The following is a 20,792-nucleotide window of genomic DNA, read 5'->3' as shown; positions in this document are numbered from 1 at the left end:
ACCCTTGTGGGGTGCCGCCCGCCTTCGCAGCAGGAAGACTTACGCTTCCTCGACGCTGATGTGCGTCGGGTCAAGGACGCGGCGCAGGAATTCCTTGGTACGGGGCTGGGTGGGGGCGCTGATGACCTGCTCGGCCGGGCCTTCCTCCACGACAACGCCGGCATCCATGAAGACGACGCGGTCGGCCACTTCCCGGGCGAAGCCCATTTCGTGGGTGACCACCAGCATGGTCATGCCTTCCTGGGCCAGCTTCCGCATGACGGCGAGGACGTCGCCCACGGTTTCAGGGTCCAGCGCGGAGGTGGGCTCATCGAAAAGCATGAGCTTGGGGTCCATGGACAGCGCCCGCGCGATGGCCACGCGCTGCTGCTGGCCACCGGAGAGCTGGTCCGGGAAACGGTCCGCCAAGTGTCCAAGGCCGACGCGTTCCAGGTTGTGGCGTGCTACCTCGCCGGCTTCGGACTTGGACCGCTTGAGCACCTTCATCTGCGAGATGGTGCAGTTGTCCAGCACGCTCAGGTGCGGGAACAGGTTGAAGTGCTGGAAAACCATACCGACGCTTTGGCGCATCTTGTTGAGGTCGACGTCGGGATCGGTGGCCTCGAATTCGCCAACGTTGATGGTGCCGGCGTTGGGGTGTTCCAGCAGGTTGACGCAGCGCAGGAGGGTGGACTTGCCGGAGCCCGACGGGCCGATCAGGCAGACTACCTGGCCCGGTTCCACGGTCAGTGAAATGCCCTTGAGGACCTCGTTGCTGCCGTAGGACTTGCGGAGGTCCTTGATGTCGACGCCGGCGGCGCGAACGGCGGCCGTGCTCCCAGTGGAGTTGTTCATGACTGTCCTGCCTATCGCTTGGTCCGCGCGGAGCGGCTTTCGAACTTCCTTGCAAGGAGGCTCAACGGGATGGTGATGACCAAGTAGAAAGCACCAGCCACGAGCAAGGGGGTGAGTCCTGCACCGAGGCTCGAGATGCCGTCGCGGCCGAACTTGGTGAGCTCGTACTGGGAAGCCGTAAGGCCCAGGACGTAGATCAGCGAGGAGTCCTTGGTGAGCAGGATGATCTCGTTGGTCAGCGGGGGAAGGACGATCTTGAACGCCTGGGGAATGACGATCGAAACCATCGCCCGCCAGTGGGGCATGCCCAGCGAACGGGCTGCTTCCATCTGTCCCTTGGGCACGGCCTGCAGGCCTGCGCGGAGGGTTTCAGCGATGTAGGCCGAAGCCACCATGCCCAGCGAAACCATGACCACCACGTTGACATCCCACTGGACACCGAAGGCCAGCGGGACACCGTAGCCGAAGGCAATGAAGACCAGCAGGGCAGGGACGCCGCGGAAGAACTCGATGTAGCCGGTGGCGATCCAGCGGTACAGCGGGAAGGAGGAGAGCTTCATCAACGCGAGCAGGAGGCCGCCGGACAAGCCCACCACGAAGGCCAGCGCTGTGTAGATGAGGGTGTTCTTGAGGCCCACCAGGAAAATGTCCGGGAACATCGGGCCGATCTTGGCGAAGTTGAAGACGCTGTTACCGATCGTCTTCCAGTCCACGGCAAGGATCACTGCGGCCAGGACCACAACGAAGATGCCCGCCTGGACGTACAAACTGACTTTGGCTCGTTGACGTGCAGTCATTGCCATGGTGTTCTCACATTCATGTTGCGCAGCCGGGCCCCGAAACAACGTATCGTTTCGGGGCCCGCCTGCGTGGATCTCGGGAGAGCCGGGGCTCGGACTACTTGGTGGCTTCGCCGAACCAGGTGGTCTGGAACTTCTTCAGGGAGCCGTCGTCAGTGATGCGCTTCAGGGTGCCGTTCACAGCGTCGGCCATGGCGGTGTTGCCCTTCTTGATGGCGATGCCCAGCTTCTCACCCGTCGCGTAGTCCTCAACGCGCTTCAGGTTCGAATCGTCCTTGATGGCGTAGCCAAGAACGGACTGGTTGCCGATGGCGGCGTCGATGGTGCCGGCCTTGAGGGCCTGGACCAGCAAGCCGGAGTCCTCGAACTGCTGCGCGTCAATGCCCTTGTCCTTGGCGTACTGGGCACCCGTGGTCGCCTGCTGGACGCCGACCTTCTTGCCCTTGGCGCCGTCGATGTTGTTGATGCCCGAGGAGGAGGTGGCCACGAGGGTCAGGTCATCGTCCAGGTACGGGTTGGAGAAGTCCATGACGTTCTTGCGGACGTCCGTGATGGAGATCGAGGAGATGGAGACGTCGCAGCCGGTCAGTGCGGTGCCAGTCTCGATGGCCTCGAAGGAGCTGTCCACCACGTTGAGTTCTGCCTTGATGTCCTTGGCAATCTCTGCAGCGATGTCCATGTCGAAGCCGACAATCTTGCCGTCCTTCTGGAATTCGAAGGGCTCGTAGGGGACATCCGAGCATACAGTCAGCTTGCCGGCGTTGATGAGCTTCAGGCCCGAGCCATCGGAGGCTGCGGGGGTGGAGGAACCACCACAGGCGGTGAGGGCCAATGCGCCGGCTGCGAGCACGGCGGCAATCTTGGTGCCGGACAGAACCGAACGGGAGATCTGCATGTGTTTTACCTTTTGTTGCGGTGGATGCTGAACTGAGTCGGTTTTAGTGTAGCCCCGAACATGAGATGTGCATCACAGGAAACGAAGTTTCACTATTAGATAACCAGTTTACGCACTTATCAACCACCGCAACAGAAGCTCTGTCTGGAATCCCAGATTTAGCGCTTGATGCCCAACGCCTCCAGCATCGGCCGGAACTTGGCCCAGGTCTCGGCCAATTCCGCCTCCGGCTGCGAACCCTCGACGATTCCGCACCCCGCGTACAGGCGCACGGTGTTGGCATCTTCGATGACCGCTCCGCGCAGCGCAATGCCCCACTCTCCGTTGCCTGCGGCATCGAGCCACCCCACAGGACCGGCGTACGGCCCACGGTCGAGGTGCTCGAGTTTCCGGATCAAGGCACCGGCCACCAGGGTGGGAGTTCCGCAGACGGCAGCGGTGGGATGCAGGGCGTTGATCAATGCCAGGCAAGTGGGCACGTGACCCTCAATATCGGCCAGCTCGGCTTTCACATCCGATGCCAGGTGCCACACATTGGGCAACTCAAGAATGAACGGCTCGCTGTGGGAGTTCATCGCCTCGGAGAAAGGAGCCAGCTGGCGGGTCAACGAATCAATGGCGATCTCATGCTCGTGCCGCTGCTTGTCAGAGCCGGCCAATACCCGCTCGGCGTATTCCATGGGGGAGCCGTCCATACCGTCAGCATCCCGACGGTCCAACGTTCCGGCGAGGACCCGGGCCTGCGCAGTCCGGCCCTCCACCTGGATCAGCATTTCGGGCGTCGCGCCAACCAAGCCGTCAACGCCGTACGTCCAGCATTCGCGGTACCTCGCGGCCAGCTGGCGAAGAACCTCCGCCGCGTTTACGCCGGCCGGCAGGGTGGCAACGACGTCGCGCGCCAATACCAGCTTCTCCAGCTTGCCCGCGCGGATCTCCTCGACGCCATCGGCCACCGCCTCCATCCAGTTGGCTTCGCTGAGCGAACCATGGCTGAGGTAACCGGCCGAACCATCGGCGGCAACAGCTTCAGGTGACGGCCCGACGTCGGACCCTCCTTGGGTGGACTCCTCACCGTTGCTGCCCGAAAGCCAGCGGTCCACGCTGGCGAGGACGCCCGCTTCGGTGAGGGGGTCGCCGTCGAACGTCAACTGGGTGGCCCAGGCGCGGCCGTCGCGGATGCCGATGACCAGTTCCGGGAGGATCAGGCGGGAGACGTGCGGGGACGTCTTGGAGAAAGCAAAGGAGCCAAATGCCACGGGACCGGTGCCCGGGAGTTCCACAAGGTCAGTGATTTCTGCCTCAAGAATGAGGTGCCGCCACCAGATGTCGGCCTCAAGGAAACGCTCGGGGCCGGTGGCATTGAAACGGGTCAGTTCGCCGTAGCCCACCAGGCCGGCTTCGCGCCGCGACCAGCAAAGAACGTCGTCCCGCACCAGAAACGACGGCAGCCCCCCGGGGGATGATCCAACATCGAGGGGGACTGTCAAGGTGCGGAGCGTGCTCGTCATGATGGAACAACAGTACTCCCGCGCGGGAGCAGAACCTGAGCCGACTTCTACAGCGCAGCAAAGTCGGCGGAATGTCTGAGACAATTACTGGGTGAACCGAGCATCCTTGGAAAAGCGTCCGGACGAAGTTGCGACGATGTTTGATGATGTCGCCCCAAAATACGACGTCGTCAATGACGTCCTGTCCATGGGACAGACCCGGCGTTGGCGCCGGATCGTGGTGGACGCCATGGATGTAAAGAAGGGGCAGAAAGTCCTCGACCTCGCCGCCGGAACGGGAACATCCAGCGAGCCCTACGCCGACGCGGGCGTGGATGTTGTGGCCTGCGACTTCTCTCTGGGCATGCTCAAAGTGGGCAAGCGCCGCCGCCCCGACATCGATTTCATCGCAGGGGATGCCACCAACCTGCCGTTCGCGGACAACAGCTTTGATGCCTCCACCATCTCCTTCGGCCTGCGCAACGTCGTGGAACCCCGCAAGGCCCTTGAGGAAATGCTGCGTGTGACCAAGCCCGGCGGCCGGCTGGTCATCGCCGAGTTCTCCCACCCCGTGGTTCCCCTGTGGCGCAACCTGTACACCGAGTACCTGATGCGCGCCCTCCCGGCCATCGCCACCAAGGTCTCCTCCAACCCGGACGCCTATGTGTACCTCGCCGAGTCCATCCGCGCCTGGCCGGACCAGGACCACCTGGCGCAGTGGCTTGCCGATGCAGGATGGACGGACATCACCTACCGCAACCTCAGCGGCGGGATCGTAGCCGTACACCGTGCACAGAAGCCTGCCGAGCACCGCGAAAGTGTTCCCGTGGCCAAACTGCGCCGCCAGATCAAACCGCGCCGACAGGCCGGCTAGCTCCGTACTGCCTGACTTAGGACGACGTGAAAGTACTGATTGTTGGCGCGGGCCCTGCCGGGTCCACGGCCGCGTATTACCTCGCCCAAGCGGGCATCGACGTCACCGTGCTCGAAAAGACGTCGTTTCCCCGCGAGAAGGTCTGCGGAGATGGACTCACTCCGCGCGCCGTCCGCGAGATCCAGAAGCTCGGCCTGCCCCACGCCGTTGACGAGGGGTGGCGGCGCAACAAGGGCCTTCGCCTCATTGCCGGCGGCCGCACCATCGAACTGCCCTGGCCGGAGGTCGCGGACTTTCCCACCTACGGCCTGATCCGCACCCGCCTGGGCTTTGACGAGGACCTTGCCCGTCACGCCCAGGCTGCCGGCGCCGTGGTGCTCGAACACCACAGCGTCACCTCAGCGCTGACCAGCGACGACGGCCGTGTCATCGGAGTGCGCGCAGCGATCCTGGACGAGTCCGGACGCAAGACGGGCGAACAGCGCGACTTCCATGCCGACGTCGTACTCGCCGCGGACGGTAACTCGACGCGAACCGCCGTGTCGCTGGGCATGCACAAGCGTGACGACCGGCCGCTGGGCGTCGCCGTGCGCACCTACTTCACGTCGCCCCGCCATGAGGACGATTGGATGGAAGGCTGGCTGGAACTGCCCGGCAAATCCGGTAAGCCGCTGCCCGGTTACGGCTGGGTGTTCGGCGTCGGCGACGGCACGTCCAACGTGGGCCTGGGCATCCTGAACTCCTCCAAGGAATTCGGCAAGCTCGACTACAAGCAGGTCCTGCGCGAATGGACCGCCGGGATGCCCTCCGAGTGGGGCTTCACCCCGGAAAACCAGGTGGGGGAGATCCGCGGCGCGGCCCTGCCCATGGGCTTCAACCGCACGCCGCATTATTCGCCCGGGCTGCTTCTGCTCGGCGACGCCGGCGGCATGGTGTCCCCGTTCAACGGTGAGGGCATCTCCTACGCGATGGAGTCGGCCCGGTTCGCGGCTGAGTTCCTGATTGATTGTTCGTCCCGTTCCGCTTCTGCGGCTTGGTCCACGCACGACGCCGATGCCCACCTTTCGCGGTACGCGGAATACGTGCGTGAGCAGTGGGGCTCGCACTTCACGCTGGGACGGATGTTTGCGACGCTGATTGGGAAGCCTGCAGTGATGAAGCTTGCGCTGCGGACGGGCATGCCCATTCCGGTCCTGATGCGCTTTGTGGTGCGCATGCTCGCCAACCTGACCGACCCGTCCGCGAAGGGCTTCGAAGACCGCGTGATCCGGGTCCTTGAGATGCTGGTTCCGGCAACGTCCAACACTTCCTCTGCCCGCGCCTTGACGCAGGCAGGCTCCGACACCGCGGTTTCCGCAACAACTAGTTAGGGTTAACCCGTGACGAACTCTGCCGAACACAGCTGGACGCATGCCGGGCACGGCTTGCCGGACTCCAACGAGCCTTCCCTGAACACCACGGCCATTGCAACGGGGCTCCAGCTGCCCGCAGGTTTTGCTGCCATCGCAGGCGACGCCGAGCTTGGCCCGGCCATCACCAACAACCTTGCGCGCGTGGAGAAGAAGCTTCGCGAAGCGATCTCCAACTCGGACCCTCTGGCTGACGCGACGTCGCGGCACCTGGTGGAAGCCGGGGGCAAGCGCATCCGCCCGCTGCTGACTTTGCTGTGCGCGCACCTGGGCGACGCCTCACGTCCCGAGGTTGTCCAGGCAGCCGTTGTCGTTGAGCTGACGCACCTTGCCACGCTCTACCACGACGACGTCATGGACTCCGCGCCGTTCCGCCGTGGAGCTCCCACTGCCCACGAAGTCTGGGGCAACTCCGTGGCCATCCTGACGGGGGACCTCATCTTTGCCCGGGCTTCCATCCTGGTTTCCGAGCTTGGATCCCGGGCTCTCGGCATCCAGGCCCGCACCTTTGAGCGGCTTTGCCTTGGCCAACTGCACGAAACCGTGGGACCGCGCGAGGACGAAGATCCCGTGGAGCACTACCTGTCCGTCATCGCCGACAAGACCGGGTCCTTGGTTGCAGCTTCCGGCCAGCTCGGCGCGATCTTCGCCGGCGCTGCTCCGGAATACGAGGACGTGCTGGTGGAGTACGGCGAAAAGGTTGGCGTCGCCTTCCAGCTGGCCGACGACGTCATTGATGTCACCGGTGTAAAGGTGAAGTCCGGCAAGTCCCCGGGCACGGACCTCCGCGAAGGCGTTCCCACCCTGCCCGTGCTGTTGCTGCGCCGTGACGCAGCGGCGGGCGACGCGTCCGCCGTCGCCCTTCTTGAACTGATCGACGGCGACCTCTCCTCCGACCCGGCGCTGGCTGAGGCCGTGGCCGGCCTGCGTGAGCACCCTGTCACCAGCGAGTCCTGGAAGATCGCCCGCCAGTGGTCCGCCGAGGCTGTCGCGGCCTTGGCCCCGTTGCCGGAGGGTGTCGTGAAGGACTCCCTGACCAACTTTGCCCACGCCGTGGTGGACCGCAGCAGCTAGTTACTGTTTGTTGGCAGGCGTCCGGACCTTCATGGGCCGGGCGCCTGCCTTTTTTGTGCGTCCGGGATTGTGCCGTTTCAATCGAGCTTGTGCCGCCGCGACCAACTTTGGGCGGTTATCCGGACTGGTGGGCACGGTTTTGCGGCGTGTCCTGCCTACTGGGGGTCAAAGTGGGTGGTGGGGGCACGCGGCACTTGGCTCACAGGGCGCTTAAACCGGAATGGCCCCGGTCCGCTGCAACGTTACGAGTCATACGCTGCACCGAACCGGGACCACAATCTCCGTTCGCATCAGACCCACCGGAGGCATTTAGTGGATCCGTGAATAGCTTATGACAATCCTGTCAAATTGGCAACTCTTCACGTCAACGGATTTTCGTTTCTGGTGGTGTGATTTACAGGTTCATCCTGTGCCGTCGGCACTCGCATTGATGCTGAGGAGCGGGTGACGCGCCGGAACTGGGGCGTGTTGCGGCCTCGTGTTGCGGCGAAGTGGGTGGGGGAGGCGCGGACGGTTTTCCACATAGACCCACTCCCGCCAACCAAGTGAGCAGTCCCGGTTGGACTATTTCCCCATGGACATCGTTGAATTCCTCGGCAGCCGTGACGGGGCCGCGACTGCGAAATCACTATATGCAGCGGGCTTTACACGTCGGGACTTGGCCAAAGCCATCAGCGGCGGGGCTGTCTTCAGGCTCCATCGCGGCGTGTACGTTTCACGGAAGGCAGCGCCGGACGTCGTAGCGGCGTTTCGTGCCAATGGAAAGTTGACCTGCGTTTCCGCCGCTCGCTTCTATCGGTTGTGGACCCTTAATAGCGATAAGGACTTGCATCTCAGCTGCGGAACAGGGTTGGCCCGGCACCGTGTGGTCCACCACGGTCAGTGCATACACCCGGGTCACCCCTATCTGCCGGTGGCTGGTGTTGGAGATGTTCTGCTGCATGCCATGAGATGTTTGCCGGAGCTGGAATCACTGGTCATGGTGCAGAGCGCGGTCAGCCAAGCACTGTTGACCACAGAATTCCTGGAAAAGAAGATGGGAGGAAACCGCAACGGCAAAGCCCGCGCAATTCTGAATCTTGTCCTTCCGCGAGCCGATTCACTCCTGGAAGTCCTCGCCCATACGCATTTCACAAGGGCGGGCCTCCGCGTCAAGATGCATGCAGACATCCCCAAGGTAGGTGAAGTGGATTGCCTGATCGAGGACTGCGTGATTGTTGAACTCGACGGCGGGACACACTTCAAGCCAAAGCAGGTGAAGAAGGATTGGTACCGAAGCAATGCGGCCCTAAGAAGCGGGTTCATGAGCCTGCATTACTACTACGAAGACGTCGTATATCGGCCACAGAAAATGGTGGACGAGGTACTGGCCGTACTTCGGAACAGGGAGACCGGCCGCTACGGGCCCTTCCGCTACATAGCCGGCCCGCCGCCGTCGTAATCATGGGCCCAAAGCCGTGCCGCCACCACCAACTTTGCGAGCAGAAGGAGGCCAGGACCCCCGGGAAACGGCGTGGCGCGATGCATGGAAACCAATGTGGGTCGCGGCGGTACGGGGCGCCACTACAAAAACAGCCCCCGCACAACCAACGGCTGCGCGGGGGCTGGCAAAGCAGGAAAACCTAGTCTTCGTCGTTGAACGCCCACTCAAACATGTCGAACACGAACTCGGAGAACGTACCTTCCTCGCTCTTCCACTGGCCGCGGGCGTTGTTGCGGCGCCACACAATGGGGTCCGGGATGTTGAGGTCGGCAGTGCGGAAACCCCAGGTGAACTGTTCGTCCTCATCCTCCAGGAACATGAGGAAACCTTCGTCATCGACTTCGAGTTCTTCGGGGTCCCAGAAGTAGTGGTAGGCCTCCATGAGGTCCTCGCAACCGCCGATGGCAAGGTAGAACTCGCGCAGGACCAGCGGGATGGTGAAGGAGTGTTCAGCGAGGGCGTCGTCCAGTTCGTCCGGCGTGAGGCCGTCTTCTTCCTGCCATTCATCCTCGAGATACTTTGGGACCAGCGCGCGGAACTTCTCGAGGAACATGTCAGTCATGCTCTTATCCTAGCTAATCCCGGGCACCCGAAATTGCGCCTCCGCCTGTCCCGGCGCGGTGCCATCCGCGGACCGCCAATGGCACATACCAGCTGCGTCGCCAGGCCGTAACCCGGAACGCGAAAACAACCCCGGCGATGACACAGGCCGTCAGCCCACTGAAGAGCCCGAGGTGCCACATCAATGTGGTCAGCCCCGCTCCGACAAAGGCCGGAAGCGCATAGATATCGCGGTTGTTGAACAAGGTAGGGATTTCGTTCGCCGTGATGTCCCGCAGCAATCCGCCGCCAACGCCCGTGGTGACGCCCAGCAGGATCGCAGCAACCGGGTTCATGCCGGCACTGATTGCCTTCAGGGTTCCGGTGATGCAGAACAAGGCCAGGCCGCCGGCGTCGAACAGCGTCAACAGGGAGGTGAAGCGCTGCACCGACGAGAACAGGTAGTAGACCAGCATCGCCGCGAGCAGTGGAGGTGCCAGATACGCCGGATTTGTGAAGGCAATGGGTGGCCCGGCGTTGATGACGATGTCGCGGATGACGCCGCCACCAAGTGCTGCGATGGAGGCCAGCAGGATGGAACCAACAAAGTCGAACTGCTTCCGGGCAGCCAGCAAGGACCCCGAGACGGCAAAAAAGAACACACCGATGAGGTCAAGCCAGAGAAGAACAATGTCAAAGGAAATCAAGGGGACTGGTTCTTTCTTAACGTGCTTCACAACAGGTGCTGGCTCAACGTTACGCTAGCTCCCATGAACAGCCCCGTTTTGATCGCCTGTGCCCACGGAACCCGCAACGCCGAGGGGCAGGCAGCCATCCGCCAGGTCATGGCCGACATCGAGGAACTCCGTCCCGGGCTTCAGGTCCTGGAGGCCTACGTGGACGTGCAGGAGCCCGAGCTGGGCGGAGTGGTGGAGGGCCTGCCCGAGGGGACTGCCGCCGTCGTCGTACCGCTTTTGCTCTCTACCGGCTTCCATATCAAGGTGGACGTACCCAAGGCGATCAAGAGCCGGCCCGAAGTGGTGGCCGCCCGGCCGCTGGGTCCGGATCCGCGGCTGGCGGAGCTGTTGGCCACGCACTTGCGCAACGCCGGGCTGCAGGAGAACGACGGCGTGCTGCTGGCTGCCGCTGGGTCCTCGCTGCCGGACGGGTCGGTCGATTCGGAGGAGCAGGCGCGTTTGCTCGCCGAGCTGCTGCCGAACAAGGTGCGGGTCGCCTATGGTGCCAGCGCCCAGCCGACAGTGCCCGACGGCGTCGCCTCCTTGCGTGCGGAGCTCGCCGGAAGCGGTGGCCGCGTTTTTGTCGCCTCCTACCTGCTGGCTACCGGCTACTTCCATGACCAGCTCGCGAAGGCCGGGGCGGACGTCGTTGCCGCTCCATTACTTCCTTCGACGATTCTGGCGGAGATTGCACTGGAGCGTTACGACGCGGTGTTGGAAAGCCTCTCCTAACCTTTGTTTGCAAGGAAATCGGGGCTTTCGGGACCTGCATATCCAGCGCCCCGGAACAAGGCCGTCGGCGTGTTCGTGACGAAATGTTTCCCTAGGTGACTCAACATTTCCAGACCTTTGCTGGCCAAATCTGGCCAGACCTACAGTCGATGTATGACAGATACAGCTGTAGCCGGTGCGTCCGCTGACGCCGCAGTCCCTTCGCGCCCAGCACGCACCCGTCCGGCTGCCAAGCCCCACGGCCAGTGGAAGGTCGACGGCACCACGCCGCTCAACGCCAACGAGACCTGGAAGCAGGAAGACAACGGGCTGAACGTCCGTGAGCGCATTGAGTCTGTCTACTCAAAAGAAGGCTTCGACTCCATCGACGGCACGGACCTGCACGGCCGTTTCCGCTGGTGGGGCCTCTACACGCAGCGCAAACCCGGGATCGACGGCGGCAAGACCGCCACGCTTGAACCGCACGAACTCGAAGACAAGTACTTCATGTTGCGCGTGCGTATCGACGGCGGCGCCCTCACCACCGAGCAGCTGCGCGTCATCGGCCAGATTTCCGTGGACTTTGCCCGCGGCTCAGCCGACCTGACCGACCGCCAGAACATCCAGCTGCACTGGATCCGCGTGGAGGACGTGCCCGAGATCTGGCGCCGCCTGGAGGGCATCGGCCTGTCCACCACAGAAGCGTGCGGCGACGTGCCGCGCGTCATCCTTGGCTCCCCGGTTGCGGGCATCGCCAAGGATGAGATCATCGATCCCACGCCGCTCATCCACGAACTCGCCGAGCGTTTCATCGGCGACCCCGAGCTGGCCAACCTGCCGCGTAAATACAAGACCGCCATTACGGGCCACCCGTCCCAGGACGTGGTGCACGAAATCAACGACTTTGCCCTGGTCGGCGTTGTCCACCCCGAACTCGGCGCTGGGTACGACCTCTGGGTCGGCGGCGGATTGTCAACCAACCCCCGCCTCGCCGAACGCCTTGGTGTCTTTGTCTCGGCCGATGTTGCCGCTGAGGTGTGGCTGGGTGTCACCAGCATCTTCCGTGACTACGGCTACCGCCGCATGCGCACCAAGGCCCGCCTCAAGTTCCTGATGAACGACTGGGGTCCTGCCAAGTTCCGCCAGATCCTCGAGGACGAATACCTCGGCTTCAAGCTTCCAGATGGTCCCGCCGCTCCGAAGCCCAACGCTCCCGGCGACCACATCGGTGTCCACGAGCAGAAGGATGGCAAGTTCTTCATCGGTGTTGCGCCGACGGTTGGCCGTACCTCGGGCGAGGCACTCGTGAAGCTCGCGGACACCCTGGAGCAGCACGGCAGCTACCGGCTGCGGACCACCCCGCACCAGAAGCTCGTCATCCTGGACGTCGCCAAGGAACAGGTGGAACCGCTGATCTCCGAACTGGACACCCTGGGCCTGTCAGCCCGGCCGTCTGTGTTCCACCGCGGCACCATCGCCTGCACGGGCATCGAGTTCTGCAAGCTGGCCATCGTCGAAACCAAGGTCACCGCTGCCACGGCCATCGCAGAACTGGAACGCCGCCTGGCCGACCTCGTGGAGACCAAGCAGTTGCCCTCTGCACTATCCCTCCACATCAACGGCTGCCCGAACTCCTGCGCCCGTATCCAGACGGCCGACATCGGCCTGAAGGGCATGATGCTGCCAACGCCCGACGGCGACCCCACCCCGGGTTTCCAGGTCCACCTTGGTGGCGGGCTGGCCAACAACGAGCGCGAGGAAGCTGGTTTGGGACGTACCGTCCGCGGCCTGAAGGTCACGGTGGAAGACCTGCCCGATTATGTGGAGCGCGTGGTCCGCAAGTTCGTCGCCGTCGGCGCCGAGGGCCAGACCTTCGCTGAGTGGGCACACTCCGCAGATGAAGGAGACCTCCAATGACAGATCCCCAGACGCTTCCGGCGCTCCGCACGCTGCGGTCCCACGAAGAACTCAAGGCATTGGCTGAAGCCGGTGCCGCGGAGCTTGGTTGGAACGCGACTGCGCAGGAAGCCATTGCCTGGGTTGCGCGCAACTTCGAGCTGCCCGCGGTGACCGTTGCCTGCTCCATGGCCGACGCCGTGCTGCCGGCCTTGGTAGCGGACCAGCTTCCCGGCGTCGACGTTCTGTTCCTGGAAACCGGCTACCACTTCAAGGAAACGTACGACACCCGCAACGAAGTAGCTGCAAACCTGCGCGTGAACGTGGTGGATGTCCTTCCGGAAAACACGGTGGAGCAGCAGGACCGCCTGTTGGGCAAGGACCTGTTCGCCCGGGACGCTGCCCAGTGCTGCGCCCTCCGCAAGGTCCAGCCGTTGCGCCGCTCCTTGGCGGGCTACGAAGTGTGGTTCACCGGCGTCCGCCGCGACGAAGCCCCCACCCGCACGAACACCCCGGTGGTCACTTGGGATGAGAGCTTCGGCCTGGTCAAGGTGAACCCGATGGTGGACTGGTCCTTCGATCAGCTGCTGGAGTACTCCGAGGACAATATCCTCCCCGTCAACCCCCTCCTGAGCCAGGGCTACCCGTCCATCGGATGCCAGCCCTGCACCCGCAAAGTGGCCCCGGGCGAAGACCCCCGAGCCGGCCGCTGGGCAGGATCCGACAAGACAGAATGCGGACTACACACATGAGCACGTACACAACAGAGGAGTCCACGGTGGAAGTTGCAGCGGCAGTAGACGCCCCCTCGGTCGAGCGCCTGAGCAGCTTGGACACCCTTGAGTCCGAGGCCATCCACATCATCCGTGAGGTAGTTGCCGAATTCGAGAAGCCTGCGCTGCTGTTCTCCGGCGGCAAGGACTCCGTGGTAATGCTGCACCTGGCTACCAAGGCATTCTGGCCGGGCAAGGTGCCTTTCCCCGTCCTGCACGTGGACACCGGGCACAACTTCCCCGAGGTCATCGATTTCCGCGACCGCACCGTTGAGCGACTGGGCCTGAAGCTCGTAGTGGGTTCCGTCCAGGAATTCATCGACCGCGGCGAACTGGCCGAACGCGCAGATGGCACCCGCAACCCGCTGCAGACGGTTCCGCTGCTGGACGCGATTCAGAAGAACAAGTTCGACGCCGTGTTCGGCGGTGGTCGTCGAGACGAGGACAAGGCCCGCGCCAAGGAACGCATCCTGAGCCTCCGCGACGAGTTCGGCCAGTGGGATCCGCGCAACCAGCGTCCCGAGCTGTGGAACCTGTACAACGGCCGCCACACCGTGGGCCAGCACGTGCGTGCGTTCCCCATCAGCAACTGGACCGAGCTGGACATCTGGCGCTACATCGAGCGCGAGAACATCGAGCTTCCCAGCCTGTACTACGCCCACGAGCGTGAAGTCTTCGCCCGCGACGGCATGTGGCGTGCAGTGGGCGAAGTTTCCCAGCCGCTGCCCCACGAGGACGTCATCACCAAGCTGGTCCGTTACCGGACTGTAGGCGACATGTCCTGCACAGGTGCCGTCGAGTCCGACGCACGCACCGTGGCCGACGTCGTAGTTGAAGTCGCTGCCTCCACCCTGACCGAACGTGGCGCCACCCGCGCAGATGACCGCATCTCCGAGGCAGCCATGGAAGACCGCAAGAAGGACGGCTACTTCTAAATGAGCACCGAAACATTGGCTGCCGGGCTGGAGACAGCCCTGCCCACCACCCTTTTCCGTTTCGCAACCGCTGGATCGGTCGACGACGGCAAGTCCACTTTGGTGGGCCGCCTCCTTCACGATTCCAAGGCGATCCTGGCCGACCAGCTCGACGCCGTTGCCCGCACCTCGGCGGACCGCGGCTTCGGCGGCGACAAGGGCGGCATCGACCTCGCCCTGCTGACCGACGGCCTGCGTGCCGAGCGCGAACAGGGCATCACCATCGACGTTGCCTACCGCTACTTCGCAACCGACCGCCGCAGCTTCATCCTCGCGGACTGCCCCGGCCACGTTCAGTACACCAAGAACACGGTGACGGGCGCCTCCACGGCGGATGCCGTCGTCGTGCTCATTGACGCCCGCAAGGGTGTGCTGGAGCAGACCCGCCGCCACCTGTCCGTGCTGCAGCTGCTGCGCGTGGCCCACGTGATCGTCGCTGTGAACAAGATCGACCTGGTGGACTTCAGCGAGCAGGTTTTCCGCGACATCGAGGCCGACGTGCAAAAGGTGGCCCGCGAGTTGGGCCTGGGTTCCGATGGAGTCGCTGACCTGCTGGTGGTGCCGGTCTCGGCCCTCGACGGCGACAACGTGGTGGACCGTTCCGAGCGCACTCCCTGGTACACGGGACCGGCGTTGCTGGAGGTCCTCGAAACCCTCCCGGCTGCCGATGAACTCGAAGCTGAACTGGAAAGCTTCCGATTCCCGGTCCAGCTGGTCATCCGTCCGCAAGGTGCCCTGGCCCCTGATGCCGTGGCTGCCGGACTCGATGTGGAGGCCTACCGTGACTACCGGGCCTACGCCGGGCAGATCACCGAAGGCTCCGTGAAGGTAGGTGACGAAGTGTCCGTCATCAGCCCGGGCCACGAGCCGCGCGTTACCACCGTGGTGGGCATCGACTTCGCGGGCCAGTCTTTGGAAGAGGCCGCTGCGCCGCAGTCCGTGGCCATCCGTTTGGCTGACGAGATCGACATCGCCCGTGGGGACACCATCGCTGCGGCCGGAACCGTTCGCGAAAGCTCGGCTGACCTGTACGCATCGCTGGCTTGGTTGTCGCCGAAGCCCCTGCGCGAAGGCCAGAAGGTCCTGGTGAAGCACGGAACGCGCACGGTCCAGGCTTTGGTCCGCAACGTCACAGGCAAGCTGGACCTGGCCACGTTTGCCGTGGAGCCGACGTCAACGCTGGAACTCAACGACATCGGAAACGCGCAGCTCCGGCTCGCCGCAGCCCTGCCGTTGGAGAACTACCTGCACCACCGTCGCACGGGTGCCTTCCTGGTGATTGACCCCATTGACGGCAATACCTTGGCCGCGGGTCTGGTCAAGGACCACCCCGGTGACCACGAAGACGAACGTTACGTCATCTAAGGACACAGACAGCAACAAAACCGCGGCTTGTTCGCTGCCCCTCCCTTTGTGGAGCGTGATGTTCGAACAAGTCGCGGTTTCTTTTTGGGAAGGCCGTATGCCCCGCAACACCACGCTCAGCACCCTCCTGGACGCCGGCAAGGACTTGGTCCTGGACGGAGCGCTTGCCACGGAATTGGAAGCCCACGGTTGCGACCTTGAGGACGCGCTCTGGTCCGCCAAGGTCCTGTTGGAGCAGCCGGAGTTGATCAAGCAGGTCCACCGCGACTACTTCGACGCCGGTGCCTCCGTGGCCATCACGGCAAGCTACCAGGCGACGCCGCAGGGTTTCGCGCGTCGCGGTCTGTCCGTGGAGGAGTCGCTGGAGCTGGTTTCGCTGAGTGTCCGGTTGGCCAATGAGGCCCGCCAGGAGTACCTCGCGGCCAACCCCGGTTCGGGGCCCTTGCTGGTGGCCGGCTCGGTGGGACCGTACGGCGCCTACCTCGCCGACGGCTCAGAGTACCGGGGCGATTACACGCTTTCTCCCGCGGAATTCCGGGACTTCCACCGGCCCCGCATCGCCGCATTGGTTGAAGCGGGCGCGGACTTCCTGGCTTGCGAGACGCTGCCGTCGTACGCCGAAGCGGAGGCGCTGTTGGCGCTCGTGGCGGAGTTCGACGTCGAATCCTGGTTTACGTTCACGCTGCGGGACAGCGCCCACATCAGTGACGGAACGCCCCTCGCGGACGTGGCCGCGCTGCTCAGCGCGGAACCGCGCGTGGCCGCCGTTGGGGTTAACTGTGTGCCGCTGGAACTGGTGACCGGGGCGCTGGGCAACTTCGCTAAGTCCTCCAACAAGCCACTCGTGGCGTACCCGAATTCGGGGGAGACGTATGACGCCGTGACCAAGACGTGGGGACCGGCCGGCAACGGGTTGTCTGCAGAAACCCTGGCCGGGAACGCGGGGGAGTGGCTTGGCCGTGGAGCCCGTTTGCTGGGCGGCTGCTGCCGCACGAATCCGAAGGACATTGAAGCCCTTTCGGCCAATATGACGCCAAGTGACCCTTCATGAACCTTGATTTCTACGGGATTGAAGCCGAAATATGACAGTCCCTACTGTGAACTCATGACCACTCCGGAACGGTCCTTCCTTGCCCTCGATGGGCGATGTTAGGGGCCTGATCTTCGCCCCGCTTCGCATCCCAAAAATCTCCTAAGGACCCCCATGTCGAACACTCCCGAGTCACCCAAGCCCGGATCTGATTCCGGCACCACCCGCATCGTCGCGGGACAGACCCCAGCCAAGCCCAAGCGCCGCCGCACCCTCGAGATCGGACTGGCCGTCGGCCTGGTCCTGCTGATCGGTGCAGGCGCAGCCGTAGCCTCCGTCGTCTCGAACAACTACAACAGCCAGGCAGCACCGGCCGCCAACACCTCCCCGGCAGCCGAGCTCAAGCTGGGCTACTTCAGCAACGTCACCCACGGCCCGGCCCTGGTCGGCACCAGCAAGGGCTTCATCGCCAAGGAACTCGGCGACACCAAGCTCAGCACCCAGATCTTCAACGCCGGCCCCGCCGCGATCGAAGCCCTGAATGCCGGAGCCATCGACGCGACCTACATCGGCCCGAACCCGGCCATCAACTCCTTCGTCAAGAGCAACGGCGAATCCATCAGCATCATCGCCGGCGCAGCTTCCGGTGGTGCCCAGCTGGTGGTCAAGCCGGAGATCAACTCCGCAGCCGACCTCAAGGGCAAAGTGCTCGCTTCGCCGCAGCTCGGCGGTACCCAGGATGTGGCACTGCGCGCCTGGCTCGGCCACCAGGGTTACAAGACCAACCCTGACGGCAGCGGCGACGTCAACATCAACCCGACCGAAAACGCCCAGACCCTGAAGCTTTTCCAAGACGGAAAGCTCGACGGCGCGTGGTTGCCTGAGCCCTGGGCCTCCCGCCTGGTGCTGGAAGCCGGCGCGAAGGTCCTGGTGGACGAGAAGGACCTGTGGGACAAGGGTGACTTCACCACCACCATCCTGATCGTGAACAAGAAGTTCGCAGCTGAACACCCGGAGACCGTCAAGGCTCTGCTGAAGGGCCACGTCGAATCCGTGAACTGGCTGAACTCGGCTTCGGCTTCGGAAAAGGCGAGCACCATCAACGCTGTCCTCAAGGACACCGCAGGCAAACCGCTTCCGGCCAACGTGATCGACCGCGCGCTGCAGAACATCAAGTTCACCACCGACCCCCTGGCAGGAACGTACAAGAAGCTCCTCCAGGACGGTGTTGACGCAGGCACCACCAAGACCGCCGACATCAACGGCATCTTCGACCTCCGCGCCTTGAACGAGGTGGAGGGCAAGAAGACCTCCGCCGCCGGTCTCGGCCAGGACTAAGCAGTAACAAGCTGGTCCGCCCCCTCGCGGGGCGGGCCGGCCTTTGGCCGCATCCGGACCCCGGATACGGCTCAGGCAGTACCAGCTTGACGAACAACAAACGAAGGACGGGACCATGCCAGTTGTACTGGAGAACCTGGGCAAACGCTTCGGCGACGGGGCTCCCGTCCTGGACGACGTCAACGCCACGATCGGGCAGGGCGAGTTTGTCGCCCTCCTCGGTGCGTCCGGCTGCGGCAAGTCCACCCTGCTGAACATCATCGCCGGACTTGAGCAGCCGACGTCGGGCGCTCTGGAAGTCCCCAGCGATGGTGCGGCGTTCATGTTCCAGGACTCAGCCCTGTTCCCGTGGCTGACCGCACGAGGCAACATCGAACTGGCCCTTCAGCTGGCCGACAAGTCGAGCAGCAAGGCGAGCCGACGTGCGCGGGCAACCGAGCTGCTGGAGCTCGTCCACCTTGGAGGAGCCGGCGACAAGCGTCCACACGAGCTGTCCGGAGGCATGCGCCAGCGTGTGGCCCTTGCCCGCTCGCTGGCCCAGGACCGGCAGGTGCTCCTGATGGACGAGCCGTTTGCCGCGCTCGACGCCATCACCCGGGACCTTCTTCACGATGAGTTGGAGCGGATCTGGAAGGAAACCGGGCGAACCATCATCTTCGTCACCCACAACGTCCGCGAGGCCGTGCGCCTGGGCCAGCGGGTACTGCTGCTGTCCTCGCGCCCAGGCCGGGTCGTGGCCGAATGGGAAGTCACTGAAGAGCACCGCACCGATGCCGGCCGCGCAGGGGAGCTGACCGGCGTCATTACCCGACGACTTCGCGAGGAGATCCGCCGCCATGCCAAGTAACCAGACCACCGAAGAGCGGACCCTCCCCGTGAGCGACCAGAACCACATCACCTCGCCGTCCATCAAAGGCAACCCCTCCGAGCTTCGCGACCTTGAAGCGGGTCTGGATAACCTGCAGTCGGACGTTGGCCGTCAACGCGGCATCGAGTGGAAGCGCATCCTGCTGCCGATCGTGGCACTCGTGGTCCTGGTTTTGGCCTGGCAGTTCTACGTGTCCTTGGGTCTCAAGCGCCGCGACCAGGTCCCGGGGCCGCTGGATGTACTGACCCAGTTGGGCGTCTTGTGGAGTGAAGGCAAGGTCCAGGAATCGGTCTGGACCTCCCTGCAACGCGGTCTGATCGGCTTCCTGATTTCCGTCGTGGTGGCAACGCCGATTGGCCTGTTGCTGGCACAGGTTGCACCTCTTCGGCGTGCTTTTGGGCCGCTCATCTCAGGTCTGCAGGTCCTGCCATCCGTGGCCTGGGTTCCTGCTGCCATCATCTGGTTCGGGTTGACGGACGCCACCGTGTACTTCGTGGTGCTCATGGGTGCCATCCCGTCCATCATCAACGGCCTCATCTCCGGCGTCGACCAAATCCCGCCGCAGTTCCGCAGCGTCGGCACGGTGCTCGGCGCGAACCGGCTGCAGATGGCCCTGCAGATCATCCTCCCGGCGGCCCTTCCCGGGTACATCGGTGGTTTGAAGCAGGGGTGGGCCTTCTCCTGGCGCTCCCTCATGGCCGCTGAAATCATCGCAGTGGGCGGCACGATCGGCTTTGGCCTCGGCTCCCTGCTGGATCAGGGCCGCGCGTTGTCAGACATGGCGATCGTCATGTCCGCAATCCTCCTGATCCTCTTCGTGGGCATCCTGATCGAACTGCTGGTCTTTGGCCCGATCGAAAAGCGCCTGCTCCAGCGCCGTGGCTTGCTGGCAGGCAGCAGCCGCTAACCCCCCCTTAACAAGCAACGCGGGGTCACTATTGGCCCATGTTGGGTATCAACATGGGCCACAAGTGACCCCGCGTTGCTGTTCGGGACGCCCGACGGCGGCCTCCCGCCGTCGGGCGTTTACGGAACGGCGTGTTAGAGACCGGCCAGCAGGGCCTTCATGTCCTGGATCTCCTTCTCCTGCGCGGCCACGATGTCCTTGGCCAGCTGCACCGCCTCGGGAGACTTGCCTTGGCTGATCTCGGTTTCGGCCATGGTCACGGCACCTTCGTGATGCGCGATCATCTGGGTGAGGTAGAGCTTGGCTGCTTCCGCACCTTGGGCGTCTTTGAGTTTCTGCAGCTCAGTGTCGCTCACCATGCCGTCCATGCCGTGTCCGCTATGTGCGGAGGACCCCATCACGGGCTCACTCCAGCCCTTCAGCCATGCCGTCATTTTCTCGATTTCGGGTGCTTGGGCCGCTTTGATCTGAACCGCCAAGGCAGTTACCGCGGACGGAATATCTTTCTTGTCCAGGATCGCGTCCGACATCTCGATGGCCTGGGCGTGGTGCGGAATCATCATCTGGGCGAACATGGTGTCCGCCGCGTTGTGGTCCGACGCGGTGCTGGTCACGGAAGGGCTGGTAGTCGCGGTCGGAGCCGGTGACTGGCCGTGATCCATGCCCGGCATCGAATCGGAGCCGGAATTGGACGCGCATCCCGTCAGCGCAATCAGGCCTGCAAGGGCGGTTCCGGCAACAATAAAGCGTGCTTTGTTCATCAGTGATTGGTCCTTTGCCAATTTCAGGCGGCCCGT

20 protein-coding genes are annotated in these 20,792 nt (G+C 63.7%); 13 read left to right on the top strand and 7 right to left on the bottom strand.

The annotated features are described in order from the left end of the window. Positions 1-39: 39 nt before the first annotated feature. From PQ627_RS13910 to PQ627_RS13895, 4 genes are all read right to left on the bottom strand, one after another. A complete protein-coding gene (locus PQ627_RS13910) occupies positions 40-834 on the bottom strand; it encodes an amino acid ABC transporter ATP-binding protein (protein ID WP_144659277.1) in 795 nt (264 codons plus the stop codon). 11 nt (positions 835-845) lie between these two features. Continuing rightward, the gene (locus PQ627_RS13905; RefSeq protein ID WP_144659278.1) at positions 846-1,637 is read right to left on the bottom strand and encodes an amino acid ABC transporter permease; all 792 of its coding nucleotides are present in this window, start codon (positions 1,635-1,637) and stop codon (positions 846-848) included. A 94-nt stretch (positions 1,638-1,731) separates the two neighbouring features. Then, complete coding sequence (locus tag PQ627_RS13900) at positions 1,732-2,529, bottom strand: ABC transporter substrate-binding protein (protein ID WP_018776840.1); 798 nt, start codon at positions 2,527-2,529, stop codon at positions 1,732-1,734. Positions 2,530-2,687: 158 nt separating this feature from the next. Then, a complete protein-coding gene (locus PQ627_RS13895; protein ID WP_274261929.1) occupies positions 2,688-4,037 on the bottom strand; it encodes an isochorismate synthase in 1,350 nt (449 codons plus the stop codon). 91 nt (positions 4,038-4,128) lie between these two features. Here PQ627_RS13895 and PQ627_RS13890 point away from each other — a divergent pair, with 91 nt between their 5' ends. From PQ627_RS13890 to PQ627_RS13875, 4 genes are all read left to right on the top strand, one after another. Further along, positions 4,129-4,890, top strand: a complete 762-nt coding sequence (locus tag PQ627_RS13890; RefSeq protein WP_274261926.1) for a demethylmenaquinone methyltransferase — start codon at positions 4,129-4,131, stop codon at positions 4,888-4,890. A 26-nt stretch (positions 4,891-4,916) separates the two neighbouring features. Further along, the gene (locus PQ627_RS13885) at positions 4,917-6,260 is read left to right on the top strand and encodes a geranylgeranyl reductase family protein (RefSeq protein WP_274261924.1); all 1,344 of its coding nucleotides are present in this window, start codon (positions 4,917-4,919) and stop codon (positions 6,258-6,260) included. Between the two features lie 9 nt (positions 6,261-6,269). Next, complete coding sequence (locus PQ627_RS13880) at positions 6,270-7,373, top strand: polyprenyl synthetase family protein (protein ID WP_274261922.1); 1,104 nt, start codon at positions 6,270-6,272, stop codon at positions 7,371-7,373. A gap of 574 nt (positions 7,374-7,947) precedes the next feature. Then, positions 7,948-8,814 (top strand): DUF559 domain-containing protein, encoded by an 867-nt coding sequence (locus PQ627_RS13875; protein ID WP_274261921.1) that lies wholly within the window; start codon positions 7,948-7,950, stop codon positions 8,812-8,814. Between the two features lie 181 nt (positions 8,815-8,995). Here the strand turns inward: PQ627_RS13875 and PQ627_RS13870 are convergent, their stop codons facing one another. Beyond that, positions 8,996-9,418 (bottom strand): SMI1/KNR4 family protein, encoded by a 423-nt coding sequence (locus tag PQ627_RS13870; protein WP_144659284.1) that lies wholly within the window; start codon positions 9,416-9,418, stop codon positions 8,996-8,998. Positions 9,419-9,431: 13 nt separating this feature from the next. Continuing rightward, positions 9,432-10,103 carry a trimeric intracellular cation channel family protein gene (locus PQ627_RS13865; protein ID WP_274261918.1) on the bottom strand — a complete coding sequence of 224 codons (672 nt, stop codon included), beginning with the start codon at positions 10,101-10,103 and terminating at the stop codon, positions 9,432-9,434. Positions 10,104-10,166: 63 nt separating this feature from the next. Between PQ627_RS13865 and PQ627_RS13860 the strand changes: the two genes are divergently transcribed. From PQ627_RS13860 to PQ627_RS13820, 9 genes are all read left to right on the top strand, one after another. Further along, positions 10,167-10,865, top strand: coding sequence for a sirohydrochlorin chelatase (locus tag PQ627_RS13860; protein WP_274261916.1), 699 nt, complete (start codon positions 10,167-10,169; stop codon positions 10,863-10,865). A gap of 153 nt (positions 10,866-11,018) precedes the next feature. Beyond that, entirely contained in the window at positions 11,019-12,761 is a 1,743-nt protein-coding gene (locus PQ627_RS13855; RefSeq protein WP_274261914.1) for a nitrite/sulfite reductase, read from the top strand. After that, complete coding sequence (locus PQ627_RS13850) at positions 12,758-13,492, top strand: phosphoadenylyl-sulfate reductase (RefSeq protein ID WP_274261911.1); 735 nt, start codon at positions 12,758-12,760, stop codon at positions 13,490-13,492. The genes PQ627_RS13855 and PQ627_RS13850 overlap by 4 nt, the downstream gene beginning before the upstream one ends. Then, positions 13,489-14,448, top strand: a complete 960-nt coding sequence (gene cysD / locus PQ627_RS13845; protein WP_144659289.1) for a sulfate adenylyltransferase subunit CysD — start codon at positions 13,489-13,491, stop codon at positions 14,446-14,448. The genes PQ627_RS13850 and cysD overlap by 4 nt, the downstream gene beginning before the upstream one ends. Beyond that, positions 14,449-15,852, top strand: coding sequence for a sulfate adenylyltransferase subunit 1 (locus tag PQ627_RS13840; protein WP_144659290.1), 1,404 nt, complete (start codon positions 14,449-14,451; stop codon positions 15,850-15,852). A gap of 97 nt (positions 15,853-15,949) precedes the next feature. After that, entirely contained in the window at positions 15,950-16,903 is a 954-nt protein-coding gene (gene mmuM, locus PQ627_RS13835; RefSeq protein WP_274261909.1) for a homocysteine S-methyltransferase, read from the top strand. Positions 16,904-17,056: 153 nt separating this feature from the next. Continuing rightward, the gene (locus PQ627_RS13830; protein ID WP_274261907.1) at positions 17,057-18,220 is read left to right on the top strand and encodes an ABC transporter substrate-binding protein; all 1,164 of its coding nucleotides are present in this window, start codon (positions 17,057-17,059) and stop codon (positions 18,218-18,220) included. 115 nt (positions 18,221-18,335) lie between these two features. Beyond that, positions 18,336-19,067, top strand: a complete 732-nt coding sequence (locus tag PQ627_RS13825; protein WP_144659293.1) for an ABC transporter ATP-binding protein — start codon at positions 18,336-18,338, stop codon at positions 19,065-19,067. Continuing rightward, positions 19,057-19,995, top strand: coding sequence for an ABC transporter permease (locus PQ627_RS13820; protein ID WP_262275726.1), 939 nt, complete (start codon positions 19,057-19,059; stop codon positions 19,993-19,995). The genes PQ627_RS13825 and PQ627_RS13820 overlap by 11 nt, the downstream gene beginning before the upstream one ends. Before the next feature lie 134 nt (positions 19,996-20,129). On the opposite strand, the gene PQ627_RS13815 is transcribed toward PQ627_RS13820, so the two are convergent. After that, positions 20,130-20,756, bottom strand: coding sequence for a DUF305 domain-containing protein (locus PQ627_RS13815; RefSeq protein ID WP_274261904.1), 627 nt, complete (start codon positions 20,754-20,756; stop codon positions 20,130-20,132). Positions 20,757-20,792: the final 36 nt, after the last annotated feature.

It is taken from the genome of Paenarthrobacter sp. AB444 (genome assembly GCF_028736865.1).
Lineage (GTDB): Bacteria > Actinomycetota > Actinomycetes > Actinomycetales > Micrococcaceae > Arthrobacter > Arthrobacter nicotinovorans_B.
Note: the sequence above shows the minus strand (reverse complement) of the source record. Positions and strands in the feature narration are given on the sequence as shown.